The following is a 23,374-nucleotide window of genomic DNA, read 5'->3' on the forward strand; positions in this document are numbered from 1 at the left end:
GCAGCCCCCTGAACGGTTGCCTCCCCCGGGACGCGGCGGCATGAGCATCAGGGCGCCGGCCCCGCGACGGGTGAGGGGGGCAGCTCGGGCAACTCGTCGAGGCGCCAGCAGGCTGCCGACTGATCGGCGCCGATCTCGGTAGGCGGCGGGACCCGGGAGCGACAGTGGTCGGCGGCGAAGGCGCAGCGCGGTGCGAAGGTGCACCCGGCCGGCAGGTTGGCAAGATCCGGCGGCGCGCCAGCGATAGTGTCCAGGCGCCGCCCCTTGAGCATCGCCCCTTCGCGGCGGCTACGCAGCAGGGCCCGGGTATAGGGGTGCCGGGGAGTGCTCATCAGCGCGCTGGCCGGGCCCTGCTCGACGATGCGCCCGGCGTACATTACCGCCAGGCGGTCGGCGACTTCGGCGGCGGCACCGATGTCGTGGGTGACGAAGACGATGGAAAGTCCCCGCTCGCGCTGCAGTTCGCGCAGCAGCAGGAGAATCTGGATCTGCACGGTGGCATCCAGCGCCGTGGTCGGCTCGTCCGCCAGCAGGACCTGCGGGTTGCAGGCCAGTGCCAGGGCGATCATCGCACGCTGGCGCATGCCGCCGGAAAGCTCGTGCGCATAGGCGTCCAGGCGGCGCTCCGGGCTGGGAATGCTGACCCGCTGGAACAGCTGCAATGCCCGGGCGCGGGCTTCTCGCTTGCTCACCGGTTCGTGGCGGCGAATGGTCTCGACGATTTGCTGGCCCAGGGTGTAGACCGGGTCGAGGGCCAGCAGCGGCTCCTGGAAAATCATCGCCACACGCTTGCCGCGCAGGTCGGCCAAGGCACGGGCTGGCATGCCGAGTACATCCTGGCCGGCCACGCGCAACTCACCGCGATAGTCCGTCGTGCGCTCCGGGTGCAGGCGCATCATGGCCCGGAGCGTGACGCTCTTGCCAGAGCCGGACTCGCCGATCAGCGCCAGAACCTCACCCTGCTCGACATCCAGGGAGACACCGTTGACGGCCTGCACACGCTTGCCTGGCGGGTGGAACTCGACGTGCAGGTCACGCAGTTTCAGCGCTACTTCGGACATGGCGAACCTCACCTGGCGTATGTCGATGTTTCGCCGCCCTGGACGGCGACGGTTGCGCGATGCGCGGCGACGGCCGCCTCCTGGTATCCCGAGTCAGGCTCGTGTTGCAGGCAGGCCACGCCATGCCTGGGGTGCGCCTCGACGAAGCGTGGCGCACGCTGGGCGCACACCGGCTGCGCCGATGGGCAGCGGGTATGGAAGCGGCAACCGGATGGCGGGTCGATCGGGTTAGGTGGATCACCGGCAAGCGGTGCCTGCTGGGTGCGTTGCAAGGGATCGGTGCTTGGCATCGAGCGCAGCAACGCAGCGGTATAGGGGTGCAGCGGCTGCTCGAACAGCGCCTCGGCAGGACCGACCTCCACCACCTGGCCCAGGTACATGACCAGCACCCGGTCCGACACGTAGCGCACCACGTTCAGGTCATGGCTGATGAACACGTAGGTCAGGCCGAAGGCTTGCTTGAGATCGGCAAGCAAGTTGAGGACCTGGGCCTCGACCGACTTGTCCAGCGCCGAAACCGATTCGTCGAGGATGATCAGGCGGGGCTCCAGCGCCAGCGCGCGGGCAATGTTGACGCGCTGGCGCTGGCCGCCGGACAGCTCGTGCGGATAACGCCCGGCGAAACGTGCCGGCTCCAGACCGACCCGCTCCAGCAGGCCATGGGCACGAGCCAGTGCCTCCATGCGGGAAACGCCGTGCACCGCGGGACCGAAGGCGACGATGTCCTCGATGGTCAGCCGGGGATTCAGCGAGGCATAGCTGTCCTGGAAGACCATCTGCGTCTGGCGGCGATAGTCACGCAGCGGCAGGCTGTGACCAACCGCCTCGCCATCGAAGACAAGCTCACCGCTGTCCTGTGCGGTCAGCTGCATGAGCAGGCGAGCCGTGGTCGACTTGCCGCAGCCGGACTCTCCGACTATGCCCAGGGTCTCGCCCTTGAGCACCGCGAAACTGACGCCATCCACAGCGCGTACCGCCTGGCGCTCGCGCTTCCAGCCCAAGCCCTTGCGCTTGAGTGGGAAGTGCTTTTTCAGGTCGCGGGCGATGAGCAGCGGTTGCCGCGGGCCGCCTACGTCCTGCGGCGTGTCCGGGGATCTGGCGTGTACCTGGCTCATTGCTTTACCTCCATGGCCGAACGCAGACCGTCGGCCAGCATGTTGAACGACACCGAGGTGATGAAGATCATCAGGCCGGGCAGTGCCGCAACCCAGGGCTGGGTGTAGATGGCGGTGCGCAGGGTATTGAGCATCAGGCCCCATTCGGGCTCTGGCGGCCTGACCCCGAGGCCGAGGAAGGACAGGCCGGAGGCGAGGATCATCGACACCGAGATCAGGCTGGTGGCATAGACGAAGATCGGGCCGATGACGTTGCCCAGCACCTGACGACGAACGATGACCAGAGCCGATGCACCGCTGGCACGGGCGGCGTCCACGTAATCGCTGCGCCGCACGGCGGTGGTCACGCTTTCCGCGATACGCGCGATCTGCGGGACGAACACCACCGTCAGCGACACCAGGGCGTTGACCATCCCGGCCCCCAGGGCGCCGGACAGGGCGATGGCCAGCAACACCGACGGGAAAGCATAGAGCACATCGATGCAGCGCATGATCGTGGTGTTCAGCCAGCCGCCGGCATAGCCGGCGACGATGCCCAGCGCGCCGCCGATGAAGAACGCCAGAACCACCGGGGCGATGCCCATGAACAGCGACAGCCGCGCGCCGAGGATCAATCGCGAGAGCAGGTCACGGCCCAGCTCGTCGCTGCCCAGTGGCAAACCGGGGGTACCGATGGGCTTGAGGCGCTTGAGCATGGACGTGGCGAAGGGATCTTGGGGCATGATCCAGGGGGCGAACAGCGCCATCAGGATCAGCAGCACGATGACGCAGGCCGCGACCATAGCCACGGGATTGCGCAGCAGGCGGCGCACCACGTTGCCGCCGTGGCTGCGTGAACGCAGCACGACCGCCGGGGACGAGGTGGATGAACCGGGAGTCAGCACAGTGCTCATGTCAGCCTCTCTCGATACGAGGGTCGAGGATCGTCTGCAAGACGTCCACCAGGAGATTCAGGAGGACGAAGAACAGCGCCAGCACCAGGATCGAGCCCTGCAGCAGTGGCAGATCGCGCTGGAATATCGCCTGGTTGAGTAGAAAGCCCGTACCCGGCCAGGCGAACACCGTCTCGATCAGGATCGAGCCGCCGAGCAGGTAGCCCAGCTGCAGACCGACCACCGCCAGCGCGGTGGGCGCACAGTTCTTGATCACGTGGCCCAGCACCTGGCGTTCGCCAAGGCCACGGGCCCGCAGGCCAACGATGAACTCCTGGGCCAGGGTGTCGGCGACCAGCGCGCGCACGGTGCGCGCGACGATGCCCATGGGGATGAACGACATGGTCACTGCCGGCAGGATCAGGTACTGCACGTGTGCCCAGTCCCAGACCCATTCACTGGAGCCCCCCGGCCCGGCACCCGTGGCCGGCAGCCACATCAGCTGTGCCGAGAAGACGATCACCAGGACCATGCCCAGCCAGTAGTTGGGCACGCTGACGCCGATCACCGAGAGCAGGGAAGCCAGACGATCGGCCCAGGAATTGCGGAAATAACCGGCCACGAAACCGAACAGCGAACCCAGGCTGAAACCGATCAGGCTGGCCAGCAAGGCGATGCTCAGGGTGTTGCCGACCGCCCTGAAGACCTCATCGGCAACAGGCCGGCTGGTGGCGATGGAGGTGCCGAGATCGCCGTGCAGCACGCGCCATATCCAGTGGGCGAATTGCTCCGGCAAGGGCCGGTCGAAGCCGTAGAGCTGCATCATCTGCCGTTGCAGGTCGGCAGACGCATCGGCAGGCAGGATGGAAACCAGCGGATCGCCAGGGGCGATGTGCACCAGCATGAAACAGAGAAAGGCAACGCCGAGCATGATCGGCATGGCATAGCCAAGCCGCCGCAACAGATAAGCAGTCATCGCAGGACCTCTCAGGCAGGGAAGCGCCGCGCGCCGAACCCTGCGGCGCTTGGACGGCGGTGGCGAAGGTCAGTCCATGGTCATCGTGGCGATGTCGATGAACCAGCTGCGTGGCTGTACCACGTTGCCCACCTTGGGCGAGATTGCCCGAGGGCCGACATCGTGCGCGACGAAGAGGAAGGGCGCCTGCTCGACCAGGTTGGCGTGCAGCTTGCTCAACGCGTCGTCGCGCGCCTTTTCATCGAAGGACGTGCGCGCCGCCTCGATCAGCGTGTCGGTTTCCTCGCTGACGTAGTAACCCCAGTTGTTCGATACCGGCGGCAACGCCTTGCTGCTGACGAAGCGAACCATGGCGAAGAACGGGTCCATGGTCGCGGCGCTGACGTTGGTGGCGTCGGCCCCGTGCGCCGCCGGATCCTTGGCCCCCAGGCGCCAGTTGGAGAACAGGGTGTTCCACTCCAGCACGTCGAACTGGACGTCGAAGAAGCAATCCTTGAGGTTCTGCTGGATGTACTCGTTCATCGGCAACGGCTGCATCTGCCCGGAGCCGGAAGCGGACGTCTGCACCTTCACTTTCGCCGGCTTCGCGGCGGAGTAGCCGGCGTCGGTCATCAGTTGCCGGGCGGCATCGACGTCGTAGCGCACCTGGAAGCTCGGTTTGCCGTGCCACGGGTCATCCGCCTCGACGATACCGGTGGCCGGCGCCATCTGGCCGTTGAGCAGGGTCTTCAGGTCTTCGCGATTGACGCACAGGTTCGCCGCCTGGCGTACGCGCAGGTCATGGAAAGCCGACTGTGGCAGCAGGGAGAACTGCCAGGGCCAGAGGTGAGGCTGCAGGTTGGCGTACACCCTGAAACCGCGCGCCTCGATAGCCGCGATCGAATCGGGCGCCGGCGCCTCGATCCAGTCCACCTGCCCGGACATCAGCGCCGCGGTGCGGGCACTGGCCTCGGGCAGCGGCAACAGTACGACCCGATCGATCTGCGGCCGTCGCCTGGTGTCCCAATAGGCGGGGTTGGCGGTGATTTCCAGGCGCTCGCGCGCCACGAAGCGGCTCATCTTGAACGGACCGGTTCCCGAGGCATCCGCCGCGAACGCCGTCCAGGCCTGGCTGGCGCGCTGCAGCGGATCGCTCACACTGGCTGGCAGCGCATCGAACTTGGCCTGCCAGTGCGCCGGGGACGCCATGAACAGGTTGGTCAGGTTATAGGGCAGGAAGGCATCCGGCTCCGAGGTCTTCAGCTCTACCCGGTAGTCGTCGATGACACGGGCGGAACGCAGGGTGGGCATGCGTGAAGTGGTGGTGCCGACCTGGGAGGGGTCGTACTGCGGCGCCGACTTGTCGAGCACCTTGTCGACGTTCCAGACCACCGCCTTGGCATCGAAGGCCGAACCATCGTGGAACCTCACCCCCTCGCGCAGCTTGAAGATCCAGCGGGTGGTGTCCGTGGGATCGACGCTCCAGGTCTCGGCGAGGCCGGGGATCAGTGCGCTGGGCTTGTCCGCCGCGCTCAGGTCCCACTGGGTCAGGCCGTCGTACAGGGTGATGCCGGTGAAACGGTTGCCCTCGAAGCCCTGGTCGGGTTGGCCCAGGGTGCGCGGGATGTCGCCGGCGGTCATGCCGATGCGCAAGACCTTTTCCTGCGCCAGCAGTGGGCCGCTGACACACAGCGCCAGGGTCAGTGACAGGCATGCACCCCATGCCGGGCGTCGCGTCGTCGTGCTCATCGGGCTTTCCTCATCGGAATGGGATTCGTGCCACGGAAAAAGCAACGTGCATGCCAATCGATTTAAATATATCGATTATCGATACTTACTGAACTATCCCTCTACCTTGCGCCGAGTCCAGCTACCCGGGCATGCCTTGGCGGCCGTACCCACCCGGGGATGCTCGAGGAAATCCCTGGCCATCCTGGTATGGCCCCGGCGTGTAGCGAGCGGGTGTGCTGGCCGCCTCAATAGAAAGCAGCCCCATCGCCACGCGCTCCTTCAGTGGGCGAGGGATTCGGAAATGCCGCGGGCGCATTCCAGGACCATTGGCGCAAGGCGTACGGTCGCTTCTTCCAGGGTCCAGCGGCTGGTGGGCGGGGACAGATGCACCGCAGCCAATGGCTGGCCCTCACGATCGACGATCGCGGCGCCGACGCCCATGTCGCCGAAGAACAGCTCTTCGCAGTTGATCGCATAGCCCAGGCGCCTGCAGGTCTGTATCTGCCGCAGGATGGCATCCACTTCGACCAGGGTCGACGGTGTCCGCGCCACGCGCTCCACGGCCTGCAAGCGAGCGACCACCTCCGCCGTATCCAGCCGGCTCAGGTAGGCACGGCCGGAACTGCTGCAGTACATGGGAATGTGCATACCGACCGGCGTCAGTACCGGAATCGCCTGGGAGGTCATGATCTGCGAGATGTAGACCATCGACTGCTCGACGGGCTCGGTAAGGCTGGCGGTCTCGCCCGAGGCGCGCGCCAGCTGGGCCAGATAGGGATGCGCCAGGCGCACCAGCGGGTGCGTGGCCAGGTAGTTGAACCCCAGTTCCACGACCTTGGGCAGCAGGCGGAAACGCCGGCTGCGCGGGTCGCGGCCGATATAGCCAAGCGTCTCGAGGGTATGCACGGCACGCTGAACCGAGGCCTTGCTCATGCCGGTCAGCTCGGCAATCTTGCTCAGGGTCATGGCCGGGTGCGCACGGTCGAAGCTGCGCAATACCAGGAGCCCCTTTTCCAGGGACTGGTTGAACAGAGGGTCGGCCTCGGCCGCGGCTCCAGAGGGTGCCGGCTGGTCATTCTGGGTGGTCATCAAGGGGCTCCGAGCGGGCCAGTCCGAAGGGTGTCGATGCGCCCTACTTTAACCGGATCACCTCGCCATCCGAACAGTGGAGGCGACCTCGAGAAGACTCGCTTGCGCCAGGGCGGAGGCTGCCGAGCCATATCGACCCGGCCGTTCACTGCCCCACGCCACCCTCGAGCTTGCGCCAGAGCAGGCGCACGGCGGCCTTGCGCGACATGCTCCAGCGGTAGAGGCGAATTTCCAGGGGAATGAACCAGTGTTCCTTGCCGCAGACCACCAGCTCGCCGCGCGCCAGCTCGGCGTTCATGGACAGTCGCGGCACCCAGGCCACGCCCAGGCCTTGTAGCGCCATGGCCTTGAGGCTGTCGGCCATGGCCGTTTCATGCACGGTGGTGGAGCGTAGCGCTCGCTGGCGCAGCAGCAGGTTCACCGAGCGTCCCAGATAAGTGCCGGCGCTGTAGGCCAGCAGCGGAACACCCTGCCCGGCCTCCAGATCGAAAAGCGGCGTGCCCTGCTCATCGACGGCGCAGACCGGCAGCATCTCGCTGTTACCCAGATGCAGCGACGGAAACAGATCGGGGGCCAGTTGCACGGCAGCGTCCTGGTCGTGGTAGGCGAGGATCAGGTCACAGGTACCTTCACGCAGGGAGTGCACGGCTTCGCCGACATTGGTGGCGACCAGCCGGGTGGTCAGCGGCAGGCCGTCGCGGCGCAAGCGGGCGATCCATTCCGGGAAGAAGCTGAACACCAGGGAATGCGCAGCGGCGATCTGCAAGGCCTCGCCCTGCTGGCCCTCGAGGTGATGCAGGTGACGCACCACTTCACCCAGTTGCTCGACCAAACTGCGCGCGGTGAGCAGAAACAGCTGGCCGGACTCGGTCATTTCCACTGGTGTGCGCGAACGGTTGACCAGGGTCAGGCCCAACGCTGCCTCGAGACTTTGGATACGCCTGCTGAACGCTGGCTGGGTAACAAAACGCTTCTGCGCCGCCTGGGAAAAACTGCGCGTAGCGGCCAGCGTCACGAAGTCTTCCAGCCATTTGGTTTCCAGGTTCACGAGCATCCTCCCCTGCAGCAATGCTGTGCACACGTTTGGTGCGCCCAGTCCGTCACACTTACATTATGCCGATTATGCATACCCCAGCAAGTAACAGCATTGGCCATCAGACGGTCAAAATCCTTACTCTAAGGGCCATTGCGGTATCTTCCGCGCCTTTATGAGAATCGATACATCATGTCCGCTGCTGCATTGTTCCGCGTCGAAAAAGACCTGCTCGGTACCCTCGAAGTCCCCTCCGAGGCTTACTACGGTATCCAGACCCTGCGTGCGCTGAACAACTTCCGCCTGTCCGGCGTGCCGTTGGCGCATTACCCGAAACTGGTCGTGGCCCTGGCCATGGTCAAGCAGGCAGCAGCCGACGCCAACCGCGAACTGGGCTACCTGCCTGCCGACAAGCATGCCGCGATCAGCGAGGCTTGCGCACGCATCATCCGTGGCGACTTCCACGACCAGTTCGTGGTCGACATGATCCAGGGCGGTGCGGGTACCTCGACCAACATGAACGCCAACGAGGTGATCGCCAACATCGCCCTGGAAGCCATGGGCCATGCCAAGGGTGAGTACAAGCACCTGCACCCGAACAACGACGTGAACATGGCGCAGTCGACCAACGACGCCTACCCCACCGCCATCCGCCTGGGCCTGCTGCTGGGGCATGACACCCTGCTGGCCAGCCTGGACAGCCTGATCCAGTCGTTCGCCGCCAAGGGCGAGGAGTTCGCTCAGGTACTGAAGATGGGCCGGACCCAGCTGCAGGATGCCGTACCGATGACCCTCGGCCAGGAATTCCGCGCGTTCGCCACCACCCTGGGTGAAGACCTGGCGCGCCTGCGCAGCCTGGCACCGGAGCTGCTCACCGAAGTGAACCTGGGCGGCACTGCCATCGGTACCGGTATCAACGCCGACCCCGGCTATCAGCACCTGGCCGTGCAACGCCTGGCGCTGATCAGTGGCCAGCCGCTGGTGCCGGCCGCCGACCTGATCGAGGCCACCTCGGACATGGGTGCCTTCGTGCTGTTCTCCGGCATGCTCAAGCGCACCGCGGTCAAGCTGTCGAAGATCTGCAACGACCTGCGCCTGCTGTCCAGCGGCCCGCGCACCGGCATCAACGAGATCAACCTGCCGGCGCGCCAGCCGGGCAGCTCGATCATGCCCGGCAAGGTCAACCCGGTGATTCCGGAAGCGGTCAACCAGGTGGCCTTCGAAATCATCGGCAACGACCTGGCACTGACCATGGCGGCCGAAGGCGGCCAGTTGCAACTCAACGTGATGGAGCCGCTGATCGCCTACAAGATCTTCGACTCGATCCGCCTGCTGCAACGCGCCATGGACATGCTGCGCGAGCACTGCATCAATGGCATCACGGCCAACGAAGCCCACTGTCGCGCCCAGGTGGAGAACTCCATCGGCCTGATCACCGCGCTCAACCCGTATATCGGTTATGAAAATTCGACGCGTATCGCCAAGGAGGCGCTGGTCAGCGGCCGCGGCGTACTGGAACTGGTGCGCGAGGAGCAATTGCTCGACGACACCACCCTGGCCGAGATCCTGCGTCCGGAAAACATGATCGCCCCGCATCAGTTGAAGCCGCTGATCCCGCCGAGCAAGCCGGCGGTCGACCAGCAACGCTGAGCCGGGCAGGGCTCCCGCCAGGGACGGCAGCTTGTCTCGAGAAACCCCGTGTCGCCGCCGCGCCACGGGGTTTCTTCGTTACCGGGTTCGCCTTTCTCATGTGCGTGCGTTGCCGTTTGTCGCGTGGCGCGCTACAACGGCAACGGGCCCTATAACGAGAAGTCGCCACATGACCAGCAAAGCCGCATGGTTCACCTGTTTCGTCACGCTCCTGAGCGCCTTCGCGCTTCCCGCTCGCGCCGAGTTGCCGGCCGGCTACCAGGTGGTGTTGCAAACGGAAAACTTTCCGCCATTCAACATGGCCGACAACGAAAAGAATTTTGCCCGTGACGCCAATATCCAGGGCGTGAGCACCACCATCGTGCGTGAGATGTTCAAGCGTGCCGGCATCGATTACACCCTGACCCTGCGCTTTCCCTGGAGCCGTATCTACGACGCCACCCTCGCCAACCCCAACCACGGGCTGTTTTCCACCTCCATGAACGAGGCACGCCGCCCGCTGTTCAAGTGGGTTGGCCCGATCGCCAAGGTCGAACGGGTGCTGCTCGCCGCACCGGGCTCCGACATCCCCAACCTGAAAGACCTGCAACAGGCCAGCCAGTACCGGATCGGCAGCTACAAGGACAGCGCCGCCAGCCAGACCCTGGAAAAGGCCGGGCTGCAGCCGATCAACACGCTGCGCGACCCGGAGAACATCGGCAAGCTGACCCAGGGCCGCATCGACCTGTGGGGCACCACCGACCCGGTGTGGCGTCACCAGGCTCGCCAGGCGGACGTCAGCGGCCTGCGCAACGTGCTGACCTTCGACCGCTCAGACCTGTACCTGGCGCTCAATCTGGACACCCCGGACGAAGTGGTCGCACGCCTTCAGCAAGCGCTGGATCAGATGAAGACCGAGGGCTACGGCACCTGCAACAAACACCCGGAGCTGTGCTGACAACCGCTGTACGTCCGCCTGTCGAGGGGCTACTGCGCCGATATTCAGTCTTCGTCGCTGCTGCCGGCGGCACGATAGGTGCTGCGTTGCAGGCCATGGCGCTGCATCTTTTCGTTGAGGGTACGGCGTGGCACCTGCAGCAGCTCCATGGTCTGCAGGATGCTGCCGCGACATCGCAGCAGGGCGTTGTGCAGGCACTGCGCCTCGAAGGCCTCCATCTGCCCGGCCAGCGACTGGCTGACGTCCTCCTGCGCCGCGCCGCTCAGGCCCAGGACGTGGCGCTCGGCGGCGTTGATCAGCTCGCGTACGTTGCCCGGCCATTCATGCCCGAGCAGGCTCGCCAGTTCGGCAGGTGTCAGCGGTTCCAGGCTACGACCATGGCGTAGCGCAGCCTCCCCGGCGAAGTGTTCGAACAACAGCGCGATGTCCTCGCGCCGCTCGCGCAGGGGCGGTATCTGCAACGTCGCGACATTCAGCCGGTAGAGCAGATCCTCGCGAAAGCGACCGGCACGGACTTCATCGAGCAGCTCGGGCTTCACCGCGCTGATCACCCGCAGGTCGACGCGGATGCTGCGGTTGGAACCCAGCCGCTCCAGCGTCTTTTCCTGCAGCACGCGCAGCAGCTTGACCTGTTGCGCCAGCGGCAGGCTTTCCACCTCGTCGAGGAACAGGGTGCCGCCATCGGCATGCTCGATACGACCGATGCGCTTGCTCTGGGCGCCAGTGAAGGCGCCGCTCTCATGGCCGAACAGCTCGCTCTCGAACAGGTGCTCGGGAATCGCGGCACAGTTGAGGGCCACGAACGGCTTGTCGGCGCGCCCGCTGAAATCGTGCAGGCAGCGCGCCACCCGCTCCTTGCCGGAGCCGGTCTCACCGCGGATCAACACGTTCACCGAGGTGCCGGCCAGGTCGAGGATCTGCCGGCGCAAGCGCTCCATGGGCCGCGACACGCCGAGCAATTGCGCGGCGATGCCGTCCTTGACGGCGAACTGCTGCCGAAGGGCACGGTTCTCGCAGATCAGGCGGCGTTTTTCCAGGGCGCGGCGCACGGTGTCGAGCAGGCGATCGGGGGTGAAGGGCTTTTCGATGAAATCATAGGCGCCCTGCTTGAGCGCCTGTACGGCCATGGGCACGTCGCCGTGCCCGGTGATCATGATGACCGGCAGATCGCGGTCGCAGGCGACCACCTTGTCCAGCAACTGCAGGCCATCGGTGCCGGGCATGCGTACGTCGCTGATCAGCACGCCGGGAAAGTCGATGTCGATCAGGGCCAGCGCCTGGGCGGCATCGGCGCAGGTACGCACGCTGAATCCGGACAGCTCCAGCCATTGCTGCGCCGCTTCGCGGATCGCTGCCTCGTCGTCGACGACGATTACCTGAACGCCCATATCACCTCCTTATTCTTGGATCGCGCAGTGTAACGCCGGGTCATCGGCACGGCCGGCGCGGCATCGTTACACGAAGTTGACGAGCCGAGGTGTTCAGCCTGCGCAGGGCAGGCGCAGGCTGAACACTGCGCCCTCGCGACCATTGCGCACCTCCAGACTGCCGCCCAGATCGCGCACGATGCCATAGGAAATCGCCAGGCCAAGCCCCAGCCCCTCGCCCACCGGCTTGGTGGTGAAGAACGGCTCGAACACGCTGCCCAGATGCTCCTCGGTAATCCCGCCGCCGCTGTCGCTGACCTGCAGCAGGCAGCTGTCGCCCTGCTGCTCGATGACCACGCCGAGCACAGGGGTGGGGCTGTCGAGCATGGCATCCAGGGCATTGTTGAGCAGGTTGAGAATCACCTGTTCGAGGCGGATGGCATCGCCACACACCCGCGCCTCGCTGCGGATCTCGCGGTGCAGCTCCACCTGCTCGCTGCGCAGGCGCGGCGCCAGCAGCAACAGCGCCTGTTCCAGCACATCGCTGAGCAGCAGGCGCTCGTCGAGCCCGGCCGGGCTCTTGCGGGCGAAGGTCTTCAGGTGGCCGGTCAGGCTGGCCATGCGTTGCAGCAGCCCGTCGATACGGATCAGGCCTTCGCGCACCTCGCCCTCGCGGCCGCCGTCGAGCAACAGGCCGAGGCTGCCCAGGTGCATCTGGATGGCCGTCAGCGGCTGGTTGATCTCATGGGCCATGGCCGCCGACATCTGCCCCAGCGCCGCCATCTTGGCGGCATGTACCAGGCCTTCCTGGGCTTCGCGCAACTCGGCGGTACGCAGGGTCACCTCACGTTCGAGGTTCTCGCGGATGCTCGCCTGCAGGCGCTGGTTCTTGTGCCGCTGAACCAGGAACAGCACCAGGAACACCAGGGTCAGCCATACGCCGGCCGCAGCCAGGCGATAGCTGCGGGCGGTATCGCCCAGGCTGCTTTCCTCGATCAGCAGGTGCAGCGTCCAGGCTTCGCTGGCCAGTTCCTGGCGCTGCCACAGGTAAGTCTGCCGGCCATCGGGGCCGTCGATGTTCATCCAGTCGGCATTGCCTTCGAAGTACGGGCCGGGCTCCGTGGACAGCACCTCCAGGGGACGCTCGGCGTACTTGCGCACCTCCAGCAGCTCGGCGTGATCGAGCTCGTCCAGCTCATCCAGGGCGCGGAAACGCCAGGCCGGCCGGCTGCTGAGGATCACCACGCCGTAGCTGTCGGCCACCAGCAGCACGCCGGGCTGGCCCACCCACTCACGCTGCAGTTCCTCCAGCTCCAGCTTGACCACCAGCACGCCGATCACCGCGCCGTTATCGTCGTAGACCGCATGGGAGAGGAAGTAGCCGGGCACGCCAGTGGTCACCCCGACCGCGAAATAGCGGCCTGCTGTGCGCTGCAGGGCATCCTGGAAATAGGGGCGGAAACCATAGTTGCTGCCGACGAAGCTGCTCCACTCGTTCCAGTTGCTGGCCGCCAGGGTGAGGCCCTGGCGGTCGATCAGGTAGAGCACGCTGGCGCCAGCGGCGGCGTTGAGCAATTCGAAGCGGCGGTTGAGCTTGTCGCGCAACTGCGGATCGGCCGGCGCCTCCAGCAGCGCCTGGATGTCGCCGTCCATGGACAGCAGTTGCGGCACGGAGCGGAAGCGGTCGACCAGGGTCTGGATCGATTGCGCGTAAAGCTGCAACTGGCCGTGGGCCTCGCTACTGCGTTCCTCCCAGGCGCGCTGCTCGGCATAGCGGCTGGCCAGCCACAGGCTGGCCGCCAGGCCGAAGACGACCAGCAGCACGATGGCAAGGATCCGATAGCGCAGAAACAGGGCGGTCATGCATGACTCGAATTCTTGTGGTGTCGGCATGTTAGCCCGAAATGACTGGCCGTCGCGTGGGCGATGGCCATCAGGCAGGGGCGGGCGACAGCGCCACCGCGACGGGTGCCTCGCGTTCCACCACACCGGCCGTGTCGCTCACGACTATCCCCGGGTCGTACCCGGTACCCGTCAGCGCGTAAGAGCCACGTAAGTTGTCCACAGATGGACGCGAAGGCCCGGGCCAGGCGAGTCCGCACGTTGCAACGACCACGCGGGGGCAGCCATGCGCGCGACCACTTATCCACAACCGGCCATGCCTGTCGATCCGGGCACCTTGCGCAAGGTGATCGCCGCGTCGGCCATCGGCAACTTCGTCGAGTGGTTCGACTTCGCCGTGTACGGCTTCCTGGCCGTGACCATCGCCGCGCTGTTCTTTCCACCGGGTGATCCGGCCCTGGCGCTGCTGCAGACCTTCGCGGTATTCGCCGTGTCGTTCGCGCTGCGGCCGCTGGGCGGCATCGTGTTCGGTATCCTCGGCGACCGCATCGGCCGCAAGCGCGTGCTGTCGATCACCGTGCTGCTGATGGCCGCCGCCACCACCCTGATCGGCCTGCTGCCGACCTACGCCAGCATCGGCCTGGTCGCACCGCTGCTGCTGGCCCTGGCGCGCTGCCTGCAGGGCTTCTCTGCCGGCGGCGAATACGCCGGCGCCTGCGCCTTCGTCATGGAGCACGCGCCGACCGACCAGAAGGCCCGCTATGGCAGCTTCGTGCCGGTTTCGACCTTCGCGGCCTTCGCCTGCGCGGCAGGTCTGGTATTCGGCCTGGGCCTCCGGCTGGACGAGACGCAGATGCAGGCCTGGGGCTGGCGCGTGCCCTTCCTGATCGCCGCACCGCTGGGCCTGGTGGGTTTGTACATGCGCCTGCGCCTGGATGAATCGCCCGCCTTCCAGGCCCTGGCCGCGCAAGCGCACCCGGAACACTCGCCACTGCGCGAAACCTTGCGCGAGCACGGCGCCACGGTGTTGTGCCTGTCGGCCTTCATCTCCGCCACGGCGCTGTCGTTCTACATGTTCACCACCTACCTGACCACCTACATGCAGGTGGTCGGCGGTGCGACGCGGCCGACAGCCCTGCTCGCCAGCCTGATGGCGCTGCTGTTCGCCGCCTTGCTGTGCCCCTTGGTGGGCCGTTATTCGGATCACGTGGGCCGCCTGCGTACCATCCTCAGCGCCGGAGTGGCATTGATCGTCGCGGTCTACCCGGCCTTCACCCTGGCTGCGTCGGGCAGCCTGCTGGCCTCGGCCATCGGCGCCATGCTGCTGGCGGTCGGCGCGGTGATCTGCGGCGTGGTGACCGCCGTGCTGCTCTCCGAACAATTTCCCACCCGGGTGCGCTACACCGCGTCGGCCTTCACCTACAACCTGGCCTACACGGTGTTCGGCGGCACCGCACCACTGGTCGCCACCTGGCTGATCGAGGTGACCGGCAACCGCATGTCGCCGGCCTTCTACCTGATCGCCATCGCCCTGCTGGCTCTGGCAGGCGGCCTGTCGCTGCCGGAGTCGTCGAAGCGTTCGCTGGACTACCAGCCCTGAACGATCAGTACGCCACCGAGTAGCTGAGGCCGAAGGTGCGGCCCTGTGCCGGCAGGCTGGAGATAGCGCCATAGGTGGCTGCCGCCTGCTGGCCGTAGACGGTCTTGTAGTCGCGATCGGCCAGGTTGTAGACGCCGAAGCCGACCTCGCCGCCAAGCCAGGGCGCGTGGGCGATCAGGTCGACCACGGTGTAGCCGTGGATCTTCGTCGCCGGCGTGGCGCGGATGGTCGGGCTGATCGCGGCGGCCTGGGCATCGTCGTAGGCACGGTCGCTGCCCCCCACGGTAAGCGTCTGCAGACGTGCGCCATAGCCGTCAGCGAAACGCCAGTCACTGTAGAGGGTGGCCTTGAGCGGCGAGACGCGGAAGGCGTTCAGTTCGCGCCAGTCGCCGGCAGCGTCCTTGTACTGGCCACGGGTGTAGGCCAGGGTACCACCCAGGGTCCAGCGCTCGGTGACGGGCACCTGCAGGTTGCCCTCGGCGCCCCACACGCGTTCGTCGGTGTCGGCCACCGAAACGCTGAAGTCACGGTTGAACTGCACCACCTTGTCGGAGGTGTTGTAGAACGCGGTCAGACCGGCATTCACGCCGCCGGCTTCGCCGATGCGCCAGCCCAACTCGTAGTTGTTCACCTTGATCGAGTCGATGCTGCTGCTATCGATCACGAAGTTGGCGGGCACGTCACGCAGCATGCGCTGGGTGTCGGGCAGGCTGAAGCCCTGGGAGAAGTTGGCGAACAACTGCTGGGCATCGGTCAGCGCGTACACGGCGCCGAGGTTGAACAGCGTTTCGCTGTGGCGCACGTTGCCACCCTCGAGGGTACGAGCCTGGTAGCCAGCCACGCTGGCAGCGGTGACCGCCTCGCCGTACGGGATGGAATCGTCCACCTCATTGCGGATGGTTTCGCGGCGCACCCCGGCCTGCAGGCTCAGGCGCTCGGTTAGCTGGTAGTCGCCCTGCAGGAACAGGCCGGTCTTGCTCACCTCGACATCCGGGCCCATGGACGCGCGATAGGTTTCCCGGTAATTCAGGCCATTGCTGGCGAAGAAGCGGTTGAAATCGTAGAACTGGCCGTCCTGACGATCCTGCTCACGCTCGTGATCGAGGCCGTAGGTCAATTGCAGGTCGCGTCCGCCCAGGGTGAAGCCCTTCTGCAACGCGGTGCGCAGGCCCCACACGTCGATATCGGTGCTCGATTGCAGCACCACGTTGACCACGCCACCGGGCAACGCGGCATTCGCTGCGCGACTGGCGAACGGGAACCAGCGCGACTTCTCCTTGCGGTAGTAGATCTCGGCCGTCAGTTGCTGGCCGCCAAACAGGTCGCGGTTGAGGTATTGCAGGTTGGCGCCGTAATGGCGGGTGCGTGGCTGGTCGTCGAGCTGCAGGCCGTCCACCGCGTCATGGCTGGGCTGGTAGTTGGGCACCAGCAGGGCTGACAGGTTGGGGCCGTAGTCCGGGCCGTAATCGCTATCCTGTTCGTCGTCGTAATAGCGCACGCCGCCGCTCAGTTGCTGGTCGTCATCGAGGTGCCAGGTCAGGCGGCCATTGAAGTCGAAGCTGGTGGTGTCCTGGCGGTCGGTCTGGGCGATTTCCGGGCCGACGCGATCACCATCGGCGTCGCGGATCTCGCCCTGCTTGGTGTAGCTCAAACCGGCGAAACCGCTGACCGCGCCCTGATGGAAGGCGGCGGTCTGCGAAGCCTCGTAGGCCATGGCGTCGCGGGCCGCGCGCCCCGGCGTGCGCAGGCCGATACGGCTGCTGAAGTCGCTGGTTTCGTCGTCGGCATTGCGGGTGATGATGTTGATCAGGCCGCCGGTGGCACCGGCGCCGTAGATGCTGGTGGCACCGGAGATCACTTCGATACGCTCGATCATTGCCGGGCTGATGCTATTGAGCTGGCGCGAACCGTCACGGGAGCCGGTCAGCGGTACACCGTCGATCATCACCTGTACGGTACGCCCACGCATGGTCATGCCGTAGTTGCTGGTGGTGCCGCTGCTCGGTGCCAACGACGGCACCAACTGGCCGAGGATATCGGCAGTGGAACGGCCAGCCGACGCCTGCTCGGCGATTTGCTCACGCTCGATGCCATAAACCGTGCCGGCGATCTCGGCAATGCGCTTGGCCGAACGCGTGGCCGTCACCACCATCGGCCCCAGTTCCCGGACCTGGCTGCCGCCTGATCCCGTGCGCTCGCCACTCTGCGCGAACACCTGGGCACTGACCGCCAGACTCAGAAGCGTGACCTGCATGGATGCCGAAAGATGCCGCATGATGTTCCCCTGTGGATAAGTTACGACGCGAAGCCGGAAGAGAGTTTCTTGATGAGCGGTTTGCAGACCAGCACGCTGAGCACCGACAGCCCCCCCAGCAGCAGGTAATAGGTCTCGTAGCCCAGCCCCTTGGCCAGGAACCCGGACAGCGAGCCGCCGATGAAGAACACCAGCAATTCGAAGCACACCAGCACGGTGAAGTCGGTACCGGCCTGCTGGCGTGAACACAGGCGCATGAACAGTGCATAGAGGCTGGTCATCGCCATGTAGCGCAACGCCAGGGTGGCCAGCACCACCAGGCCGAGCCAGGGCGTCGAAGTGGCAGCCAGGCCGCTGGCCAGCAACGCGGCGAGCAGCAGGTAGATGCCGCTGCGCCACCAGCCGGCGCGAATCAGCAACACCTCGGGCGCCCGGGTCTTCAGCGCCCTGGCGGTCAGCACCGCCGCCAACAGGCCGATGCTGGCACCGGCCACCGACATCAGCACACCGATCTGCGCCAGCGACCACTGCTGGTCCACCAGCAGCGGCGTGAGCATGGCCATGGCCGGCGCCTCGACCGCCCGGTAGAGCAGGATCAGCAACAGCGCCCAGCGCATTTCCGGGCGGCGCAACGTGTGGATGAAGCTGGGTCGCTCGGCGGCCGGCGAATGACGTTCTTCGACGCGTGCCACCACCAGCATGGGCAGTGCGGCCATCGCTGCCAGTGTCAGCAACGCGGTCTGCCAGCCAGCGGCCTGATACAGCCAGAGCACGCCGGCACCGCCGAGCATGCTGCCCAGTGCCACGCCCATGCTCTGCGCCATGCTGCCCAGGCGGTGCTCCTCGGTTGCCAGCGACTCGACCGTATAGCCGTCGATGGCGATGTCCTGAGTCGCGGCGAAGGTAGATATCCACAGGCCGATCAGCACGAACAGCAACAGGCCATGCTCGAGCCCGCTCACCGCCAGGGCCAGCAGGCCGGCCACCAGGGCTGCCTGGGTCAGCCACAGCCAGGTGCGACGCCGGCCGAGTACATGCAGGTAGTAGCGGTCGACCAGCGGCGCCCAGAGAAACTTGAACGCCCAGGGGATGTACAGCAGGGCGAGCATGCCGATCCAGCGCAGATCGACGCCCTGGCTGCGCAGGATGGCTGGCAGCGCCACATTGAAGAAGTACAGCGGTAACGCGTGAGCCAGGTAGAGCACGACGATGACCGTCAGGCTCAGCCGCGTTACCGGCGTGAGATCATTGGACTGTTGCATCGCTCACCATGCGCTCGGCGATCCACTGAAAACCCTGCTCACGTTCCAGGGTCACGAAATAAGGCACGCCCCAGGCGGCGTGTAGCGCCGGGGTATCGAGCCGCGCGCGTTCCTCGGCGTCGCCTGCGATACGCACCAGCCCCCGGCAGGTGCTCCGGAAGGCGGGCTTGTGGCGCTTGTACCAGGCGGCTTGAATGGCCCGATAATCATCCGCAAGCTCGGTGTCGGCCAGCGTGCTGGAAACGAAGAAGAAGGGTTGCTGACGCTCGATCAACTGCTCGATGCACGCCAGCCAATCGCGTATTTCCGCGGCACTGACGGCCCTGTGGAAAACGGCCTCGACCACCACCGTTTCCGTGATGTTCAACCCCACGGTATTGCCCTTTCACGACGAAGAGAGTCACCCCAGGAGATGGCCTGTGGCGAGTAGACGCACATGAGAATAATTCCGAATAGTGTTGCTCGCTTAGGCTAAAAAAAGGAAGATTTAGCCCTTACGACATTTATCCGGATGCAGCCCATGCCTGTATTCACCAGGGGTCAGCTCGATGCCGTCGCCCATGCCCAGGGCGGTGACGTACGCTTCCAACGCGAAATACCCAACGACTTCCCCGTGCTCAGCGGCGAGCAGGCCGTTCAGGCGCTGGGCAATGGCCTGGTGCTGTACATCAGCCACAGCGAAGACCTGATCGATGGCGACAGCCAAAACCTGCTGCCTAGCGGCATCACCGCCGCCTTTCTGCTTCAGGGCCAGGCGGATGTCAGCATGGCCGGCCAACGCCAGTATTTCGATGCCCGCCCGGGTCGTTATAACGCCATGCTGGTGAACCTGACCGACAGCGACCAGTTTCACCGTCACTGGCGCAAGGGTCGCCAGGAAACCAAGCTCTGCCTGTGCTTCAGTCCAGACTGGCTCAACCAGTTCGAGCACGACAGCAACCTGCGCACATTCAGCCGTACGCACTGGCAACAGCAGCCCTGGCAGCCCTCTGCCGACATCCTGCAACGGGCCCATCGGCTGATGACCCAGAATGATCGGCACCCGCTCGTGCAAAGCATGCGCCGGGAAAGTTTCGCGCTGGATTTCGCCACCGAAGTGCTGCAGACCATCGAAGCACCCGTGCCGCTGAAACGCACGGTCGCACGCCTCGATCGCCGCCTGCTGCGCCTCAAGGAATGGCTCGACAGCGGTGAAGCCGATCGCTTGAGCATCAGCCAGATGGCCCGGCAGTTGGGTACCAACCCGGTCGATCTGCAGAACGGCTTTCGCGCCCGCAATGGCATCACCATCGCCGCCTATCTGCGCAGGCGCCGCCTGGAGCAGGCCTACCGCGCCATCCGCCAGCAGTCACTGTCGATCGAAGAGGCCGCCAACCTGGCCGGCTACGAACACCTCAGCAGTTTCAGCGCCGCCTTCAAGCGCCAGTACGGGTTTCCCCCCTCGCAAGCCAGGCACTGAGCGGGCGCCGGGCGGCAAGGGGACGCTATGATGGAGCCCCTCCTCGTTCCAATGGGTGCCCCCATGCGACTCGATCCCGTACATGAGCCCGACGGCCACCTGCTGGGCCAATGCTTCCGGCTGCACCAGCCGGCCTCGCTGGAAGAGCTACTGAGCGTCTATGACGATGTGCCCGACGGGCATCGCCATCTGTTCACCCTGGATGATCTGGGCCAGGCGCTCTACACCGCGATGCATGCGAGCAACCGCCATGATCTGGACAGCGGCGACTGGCTGCAGGAGGCGGGGATCGACGCGACCTGGCTGGAAGATGGCTATCCACGGGACGACCTGTCGCTGCAACAACGCCTGCACATTCGTCGCCTGGGTGCCGAACGCAAACTGCAGGAGACCTCCTTCGACGACCTGTTCGCCAAGGATCTGCGTGTGGATGAAGACAGCCTCGCCGACCTGGTGGCTGCCAATACCGACCTTGTCTCGGTGCTCGATGATGAATGCTATCTGCTGCGGATTCCCGTACAGCGCGCCTGCGAGGCCATCTACGGCTTCGCCAATGGCTACTTTTCCAGCGACCTGTCGCCTCAAGAGAATTTCCGCCTGGCCGAGCATCTGGAAAACCACTACGGCTATGCCCTGTTCGGCATCGGCGCCAGCCTCATCGCCTTTCGTCGCTCACGGGCCCTGGATCAGGCGCAGACCGCCAGCCTGCTCGATCTGCTGAGCCGCCTGTATGCCCGCGAGGACAACGGGGCGCCGGTTCGGGCACTGTTCGCGGACAGTATCGAGAACCGCGAGCTGCTGGTGCTGCGTTACACCGAATGACCGGGTAAAATCAGATCGGCAGCAAACCGGTCTCGACGCATGCGCTCGACTCATCGCGGTTGCCCGATTGCATGGCCAACAGACGCGCCAGCGTCGTATCGATTTCGATGAAGTCGGGGCGGGCACTGACCTGCGGCTGCTGGCAACGCATCACCAGCTCTTCCAGCAGCGCCGCGTAGAGCGCGGGCACTTCGCTGCGGGTGAGCAACTCTTCGAGCAGGATGCCAAAGGCGCGCACCTCGATGCGCTGCACGGCCGCGTGTTGCCAGGGGGCCGCCGGGGGCTGGAACGACGCGGCACCGAAGTCACCGAGCAGCACCTCGCCAGCGTCATCGAGCAGGATGTTGTGGCCGTAGAGGTCGCCGTGGGAAATGCCCTGCGCATGCAGGTGACGCAACGCCGAGGCGATGCCGCAGACCACTCGCAACGCCTGAGCGAAGGGCGCCCGCCAGGCTGACGGATAGGTGTCACGGCTGCAGCTTTCCAGGCTCGGCGGCCCGGCCAGGGTGCTGAACCGCGGATCGACGAGACCCAGTAGCAGCCCCTGCTCGCCTTCGGGTGCCGCAGCGAGGCGCCCGAGTACGTCGATCAGATTCGGGTGACGCCCGGCGGCGAGGCAGGCGCGCATTTCGCTGTCCGGGGTACCGTCGCTGGTCATCTGGCCCTTGAACAGTTTGAGCGCCACGGCCTCGCACGCGCCATCCGGCCGCTGCCAGCGGGCATGGTGAATGATGCCGGACGCGCCCTGACCCAGCACCTCACCCACCTGCAACTCCTGCCACGGCACCTCGGGTGCCAGGGACTCGAATGCCGCACTGCTGTCGAAAGGATTACCGGCGTAGGCCAGCCAGGCCAGGCGGGGCAGATCCAGCAGCGCATCCGGCAAGCCAGGCAGTCGATTGGCGGCGATGCGCAGCAGCTCCAGCTTCTCCAGGCGCGCCAGGCTGGCGGGCAATGCACTCAGGCGATTGCCGGCGAGCATCAGTTTCTGCAGTTCGACGCAGTCGCCGAGGGCTTCAGGCAGACTCTCCAGGCAGTTGTCGGTCAGGATCAGCCAGCGCAGGTGCGGAGGTAGGGCCTTCTCGGACAACTCACGAATACGGTTGGACTTGAAGCCCACCATGCGCAACGACAGGCAGCGACCCACCGACTCCGGCACGTGCTCGAAGCGATTGTTGGAGCAGAACAACACCTGCAGACGATGCAGCCGGTGCAGGTCGTGGGGCAAATCGCTCAGCAGGTTGCCGCTTAGATTGAGCACTTCGAGGCTGTCGGCCAGCGTGTAGATTTCCTCGGGAAACCGCTCCAGCGCGGCGCACAGGTCGAGACGGGTGATGCCATGGAGCTGGCCGGCACGCAATTGATCGAGGGTATGCATGCTGGCGCAGGCTCGGGCAGGAAGGAGCCTGCCATTCTAAGCGATCATGGCCCTTGGCCACCCAGTGCCCAGAAGAAAAATTTCCCGTTTGCCGAACAGTTGCCGAAAGGCACGCGTTGCGACAGGCCAGCGGCGGGGTCAGCGTCGTACCACGGGGCCTAGGCTCTGTCCGAAAAGTACCTGCGCTCGGTGATGCTTCGTTAAAAATCGGTTCGGAATGCTCATTTACAGCTCGTAAACTCGAATGCGAGCCCAGTCCGTTCCTCACCGATTTTTGCCTCGCCTGACCTTCGCTCGGAGACTTTTCAGACAGACCCTAGCGAGTCGATGTGCCGGTACTCGGCGCCCAGCTCATCTGCCAGTTGCGCGGCGCGGCCCAGACGGATCGGCGCGCATTCGATATCCACCAGTGTCACCGGACAGGGGCTGGGCGGCAGGGCTGGCCATTCCCGCAAGCGCCCGTCGGTGACCACCAGCAGGCGTTGCTCCTCACCCGGCTTGAGACGCTGACGCCGCTGCAGCCAGCCATGGGCTTCCTGCAATGCCGGGATCAACGGGCTGCCACCACCGGCCCCGAGCTCCACCAGCCATTGCTGCAGAGCGCCGGACGCCTTCTGGCCCTGCCAGTGCCATTGCGGTCGTGCTCCCTGGGCGTCCAGCACGGCGATCCGCACGCGCTCCCGGTAGGCCCGCTCGAAGAGTTCGGCGAGCAGCCCCTTGGCCTTGCCCAGCGCACCGTGGCGCCGGGTCGAGGCCGAAGCGTCGACGACGATCAACCATAGCTGTGTCGGTGCGCTGCTTCGGGGCCGATGCTGCACATCCGCGCGACGCTTCGGCTTGCCTTGCAACAAGGTGGCGAGCCAGTCGATGGCGCCGCTCGTGCCACGCTGCCTGGCACCACGGCGGCCCTGTGCCTGTTTGCCGGGAGCCGGCTTCGCATCCATCCC

19 protein-coding genes are annotated in these 23,374 nt (G+C 65.6%); 5 read left to right on the plus strand and 14 right to left on the minus strand.

Annotation, left to right across the window (positions count from 1 at the left end):
• Positions 1-47: 47 nt before the first annotated feature.
• The 7 genes from BLR94_RS05390 to BLR94_RS05420 all read right to left on the minus strand — a co-directional run bounded on the left by BLR94_RS05390 (position 48) and on the right by BLR94_RS05420 (position 7,871).
• Positions 48-1,061: an ABC transporter ATP-binding protein gene (locus BLR94_RS05390; RefSeq protein ID WP_084303740.1), complete on the minus strand. Its 1,014-nt coding sequence runs from the start codon at positions 1,059-1,061 to the stop codon at positions 48-50.
• Between the two features lie 8 nt (positions 1,062-1,069).
• A complete protein-coding gene (locus BLR94_RS05395) occupies positions 1,070-2,176 on the minus strand; it encodes an ABC transporter ATP-binding protein (protein ID WP_084303741.1) in 1,107 nt (368 codons plus the stop codon).
• A complete protein-coding gene (locus tag BLR94_RS05400; RefSeq protein ID WP_084303742.1) occupies positions 2,173-3,069 on the minus strand; it encodes an ABC transporter permease in 897 nt (298 codons plus the stop codon). Before BLR94_RS05400 ends, BLR94_RS05395 begins: the two co-directional genes overlap by 4 nt.
• Position 3,070: 1 nt before the next feature.
• Positions 3,071-4,024, minus strand: coding sequence for an ABC transporter permease (locus BLR94_RS05405; RefSeq protein WP_084303743.1), 954 nt, complete (start codon positions 4,022-4,024; stop codon positions 3,071-3,073).
• Between the two features lie 69 nt (positions 4,025-4,093).
• A complete protein-coding gene (locus BLR94_RS05410; protein ID WP_084303744.1) occupies positions 4,094-5,752 on the minus strand; it encodes an ABC transporter substrate-binding protein in 1,659 nt (552 codons plus the stop codon).
• A gap of 261 nt (positions 5,753-6,013) precedes the next feature.
• The gene (locus BLR94_RS05415; protein ID WP_084303745.1) at positions 6,014-6,823 is read right to left on the minus strand and encodes an IclR family transcriptional regulator; all 810 of its coding nucleotides are present in this window, start codon (positions 6,821-6,823) and stop codon (positions 6,014-6,016) included.
• Positions 6,824-6,968: 145 nt separating this feature from the next.
• Positions 6,969-7,871 carry a LysR substrate-binding domain-containing protein gene (locus tag BLR94_RS05420; RefSeq protein WP_084303868.1) on the minus strand — a complete coding sequence of 301 codons (903 nt, stop codon included), beginning with the start codon at positions 7,869-7,871 and terminating at the stop codon, positions 6,969-6,971.
• Between the two features lie 177 nt (positions 7,872-8,048).
• On the opposite strand from BLR94_RS05420, the gene aspA reads away from it, so the two are divergent.
• Both aspA and BLR94_RS05430 read left to right on the plus strand, forming a co-directional pair.
• Complete coding sequence (gene aspA / locus BLR94_RS05425; RefSeq protein ID WP_084303746.1) at positions 8,049-9,506, plus strand: aspartate ammonia-lyase; 1,458 nt, start codon at positions 8,049-8,051, stop codon at positions 9,504-9,506.
• A 169-nt stretch (positions 9,507-9,675) separates the two neighbouring features.
• Positions 9,676-10,443, plus strand: coding sequence for a substrate-binding periplasmic protein (locus BLR94_RS05430; RefSeq protein WP_084303747.1), 768 nt, complete (start codon positions 9,676-9,678; stop codon positions 10,441-10,443).
• Positions 10,444-10,487: 44 nt separating this feature from the next.
• Here BLR94_RS05430 and BLR94_RS05435 read toward each other — a convergent pair whose 3' ends face one another.
• On the minus strand, positions 10,488-11,831 hold the full coding sequence (locus BLR94_RS05435; protein ID WP_084303748.1) for a sigma-54-dependent transcriptional regulator: 1,344 nt from the start codon (positions 11,829-11,831) through the stop codon (positions 10,488-10,490).
• Positions 11,832-11,924: 93 nt separating this feature from the next.
• Positions 11,925-13,673, minus strand: a complete 1,749-nt coding sequence (locus tag BLR94_RS05440) for a sensor histidine kinase (protein WP_090423658.1) — start codon at positions 13,671-13,673, stop codon at positions 11,925-11,927.
• A 265-nt stretch (positions 13,674-13,938) separates the two neighbouring features.
• On the opposite strand from BLR94_RS05440, the gene BLR94_RS05445 reads away from it, so the two are divergent.
• The gene (locus BLR94_RS05445) at positions 13,939-15,252 is read left to right on the plus strand and encodes an MFS transporter (RefSeq protein ID WP_084303750.1); all 1,314 of its coding nucleotides are present in this window, start codon (positions 13,939-13,941) and stop codon (positions 15,250-15,252) included.
• A gap of 4 nt (positions 15,253-15,256) precedes the next feature.
• On the opposite strand, the gene BLR94_RS05450 is transcribed toward BLR94_RS05445, so the two are convergent.
• The 3 genes from BLR94_RS05450 to BLR94_RS05460 are packed head-to-tail and all read right to left on the minus strand — an operon-like array spanning position 15,257 to position 19,141.
• Positions 15,257-17,527: a TonB-dependent receptor gene (locus tag BLR94_RS05450; protein ID WP_167359715.1), complete on the minus strand. Its 2,271-nt coding sequence runs from the start codon at positions 17,525-17,527 to the stop codon at positions 15,257-15,259.
• Between the two features lie 20 nt (positions 17,528-17,547).
• On the minus strand, positions 17,548-18,768 hold the full coding sequence (locus BLR94_RS05455) for an MFS transporter (protein WP_084303752.1): 1,221 nt from the start codon (positions 18,766-18,768) through the stop codon (positions 17,548-17,550).
• On the minus strand, positions 18,752-19,141 hold the full coding sequence (locus tag BLR94_RS05460) for a hypothetical protein (RefSeq protein ID WP_084303753.1): 390 nt from the start codon (positions 19,139-19,141) through the stop codon (positions 18,752-18,754). The genes BLR94_RS05455 and BLR94_RS05460 overlap by 17 nt, the downstream gene beginning before the upstream one ends.
• A gap of 147 nt (positions 19,142-19,288) precedes the next feature.
• On the opposite strand from BLR94_RS05460, the gene BLR94_RS05465 reads away from it, so the two are divergent.
• Together BLR94_RS05465 and BLR94_RS05470 are read left to right on the plus strand one after the other, a co-directional pair.
• A complete protein-coding gene (locus BLR94_RS05465; RefSeq protein ID WP_084303869.1) occupies positions 19,289-20,227 on the plus strand; it encodes a helix-turn-helix transcriptional regulator in 939 nt (312 codons plus the stop codon).
• Positions 20,228-20,290: 63 nt separating this feature from the next.
• Positions 20,291-21,049, plus strand: a complete 759-nt coding sequence (locus BLR94_RS05470; protein ID WP_139207417.1) for a hypothetical protein — start codon at positions 20,291-20,293, stop codon at positions 21,047-21,049.
• A gap of 10 nt (positions 21,050-21,059) precedes the next feature.
• On the opposite strand, the gene BLR94_RS05475 is transcribed toward BLR94_RS05470, so the two are convergent.
• Positions 21,060-22,427 carry a leucine-rich repeat-containing protein kinase family protein gene (locus BLR94_RS05475; RefSeq protein WP_084303755.1) on the minus strand — a complete coding sequence of 456 codons (1,368 nt, stop codon included), beginning with the start codon at positions 22,425-22,427 and terminating at the stop codon, positions 21,060-21,062.
• Between the two features lie 305 nt (positions 22,428-22,732).
• A complete protein-coding gene (locus BLR94_RS05480; protein WP_084303756.1) occupies positions 22,733-23,371 on the minus strand; it encodes a vWA domain-containing protein in 639 nt (212 codons plus the stop codon).
• Positions 23,372-23,374 lie beyond the last annotated feature (3 nt).

Origin of the sequence: Phytopseudomonas flavescens, from assembly GCF_900100535.1 — a bacterium.
GTDB classification, from domain to species: Bacteria; Pseudomonadota; Gammaproteobacteria; order Pseudomonadales; family Pseudomonadaceae; genus Aquipseudomonas; species Aquipseudomonas flavescens.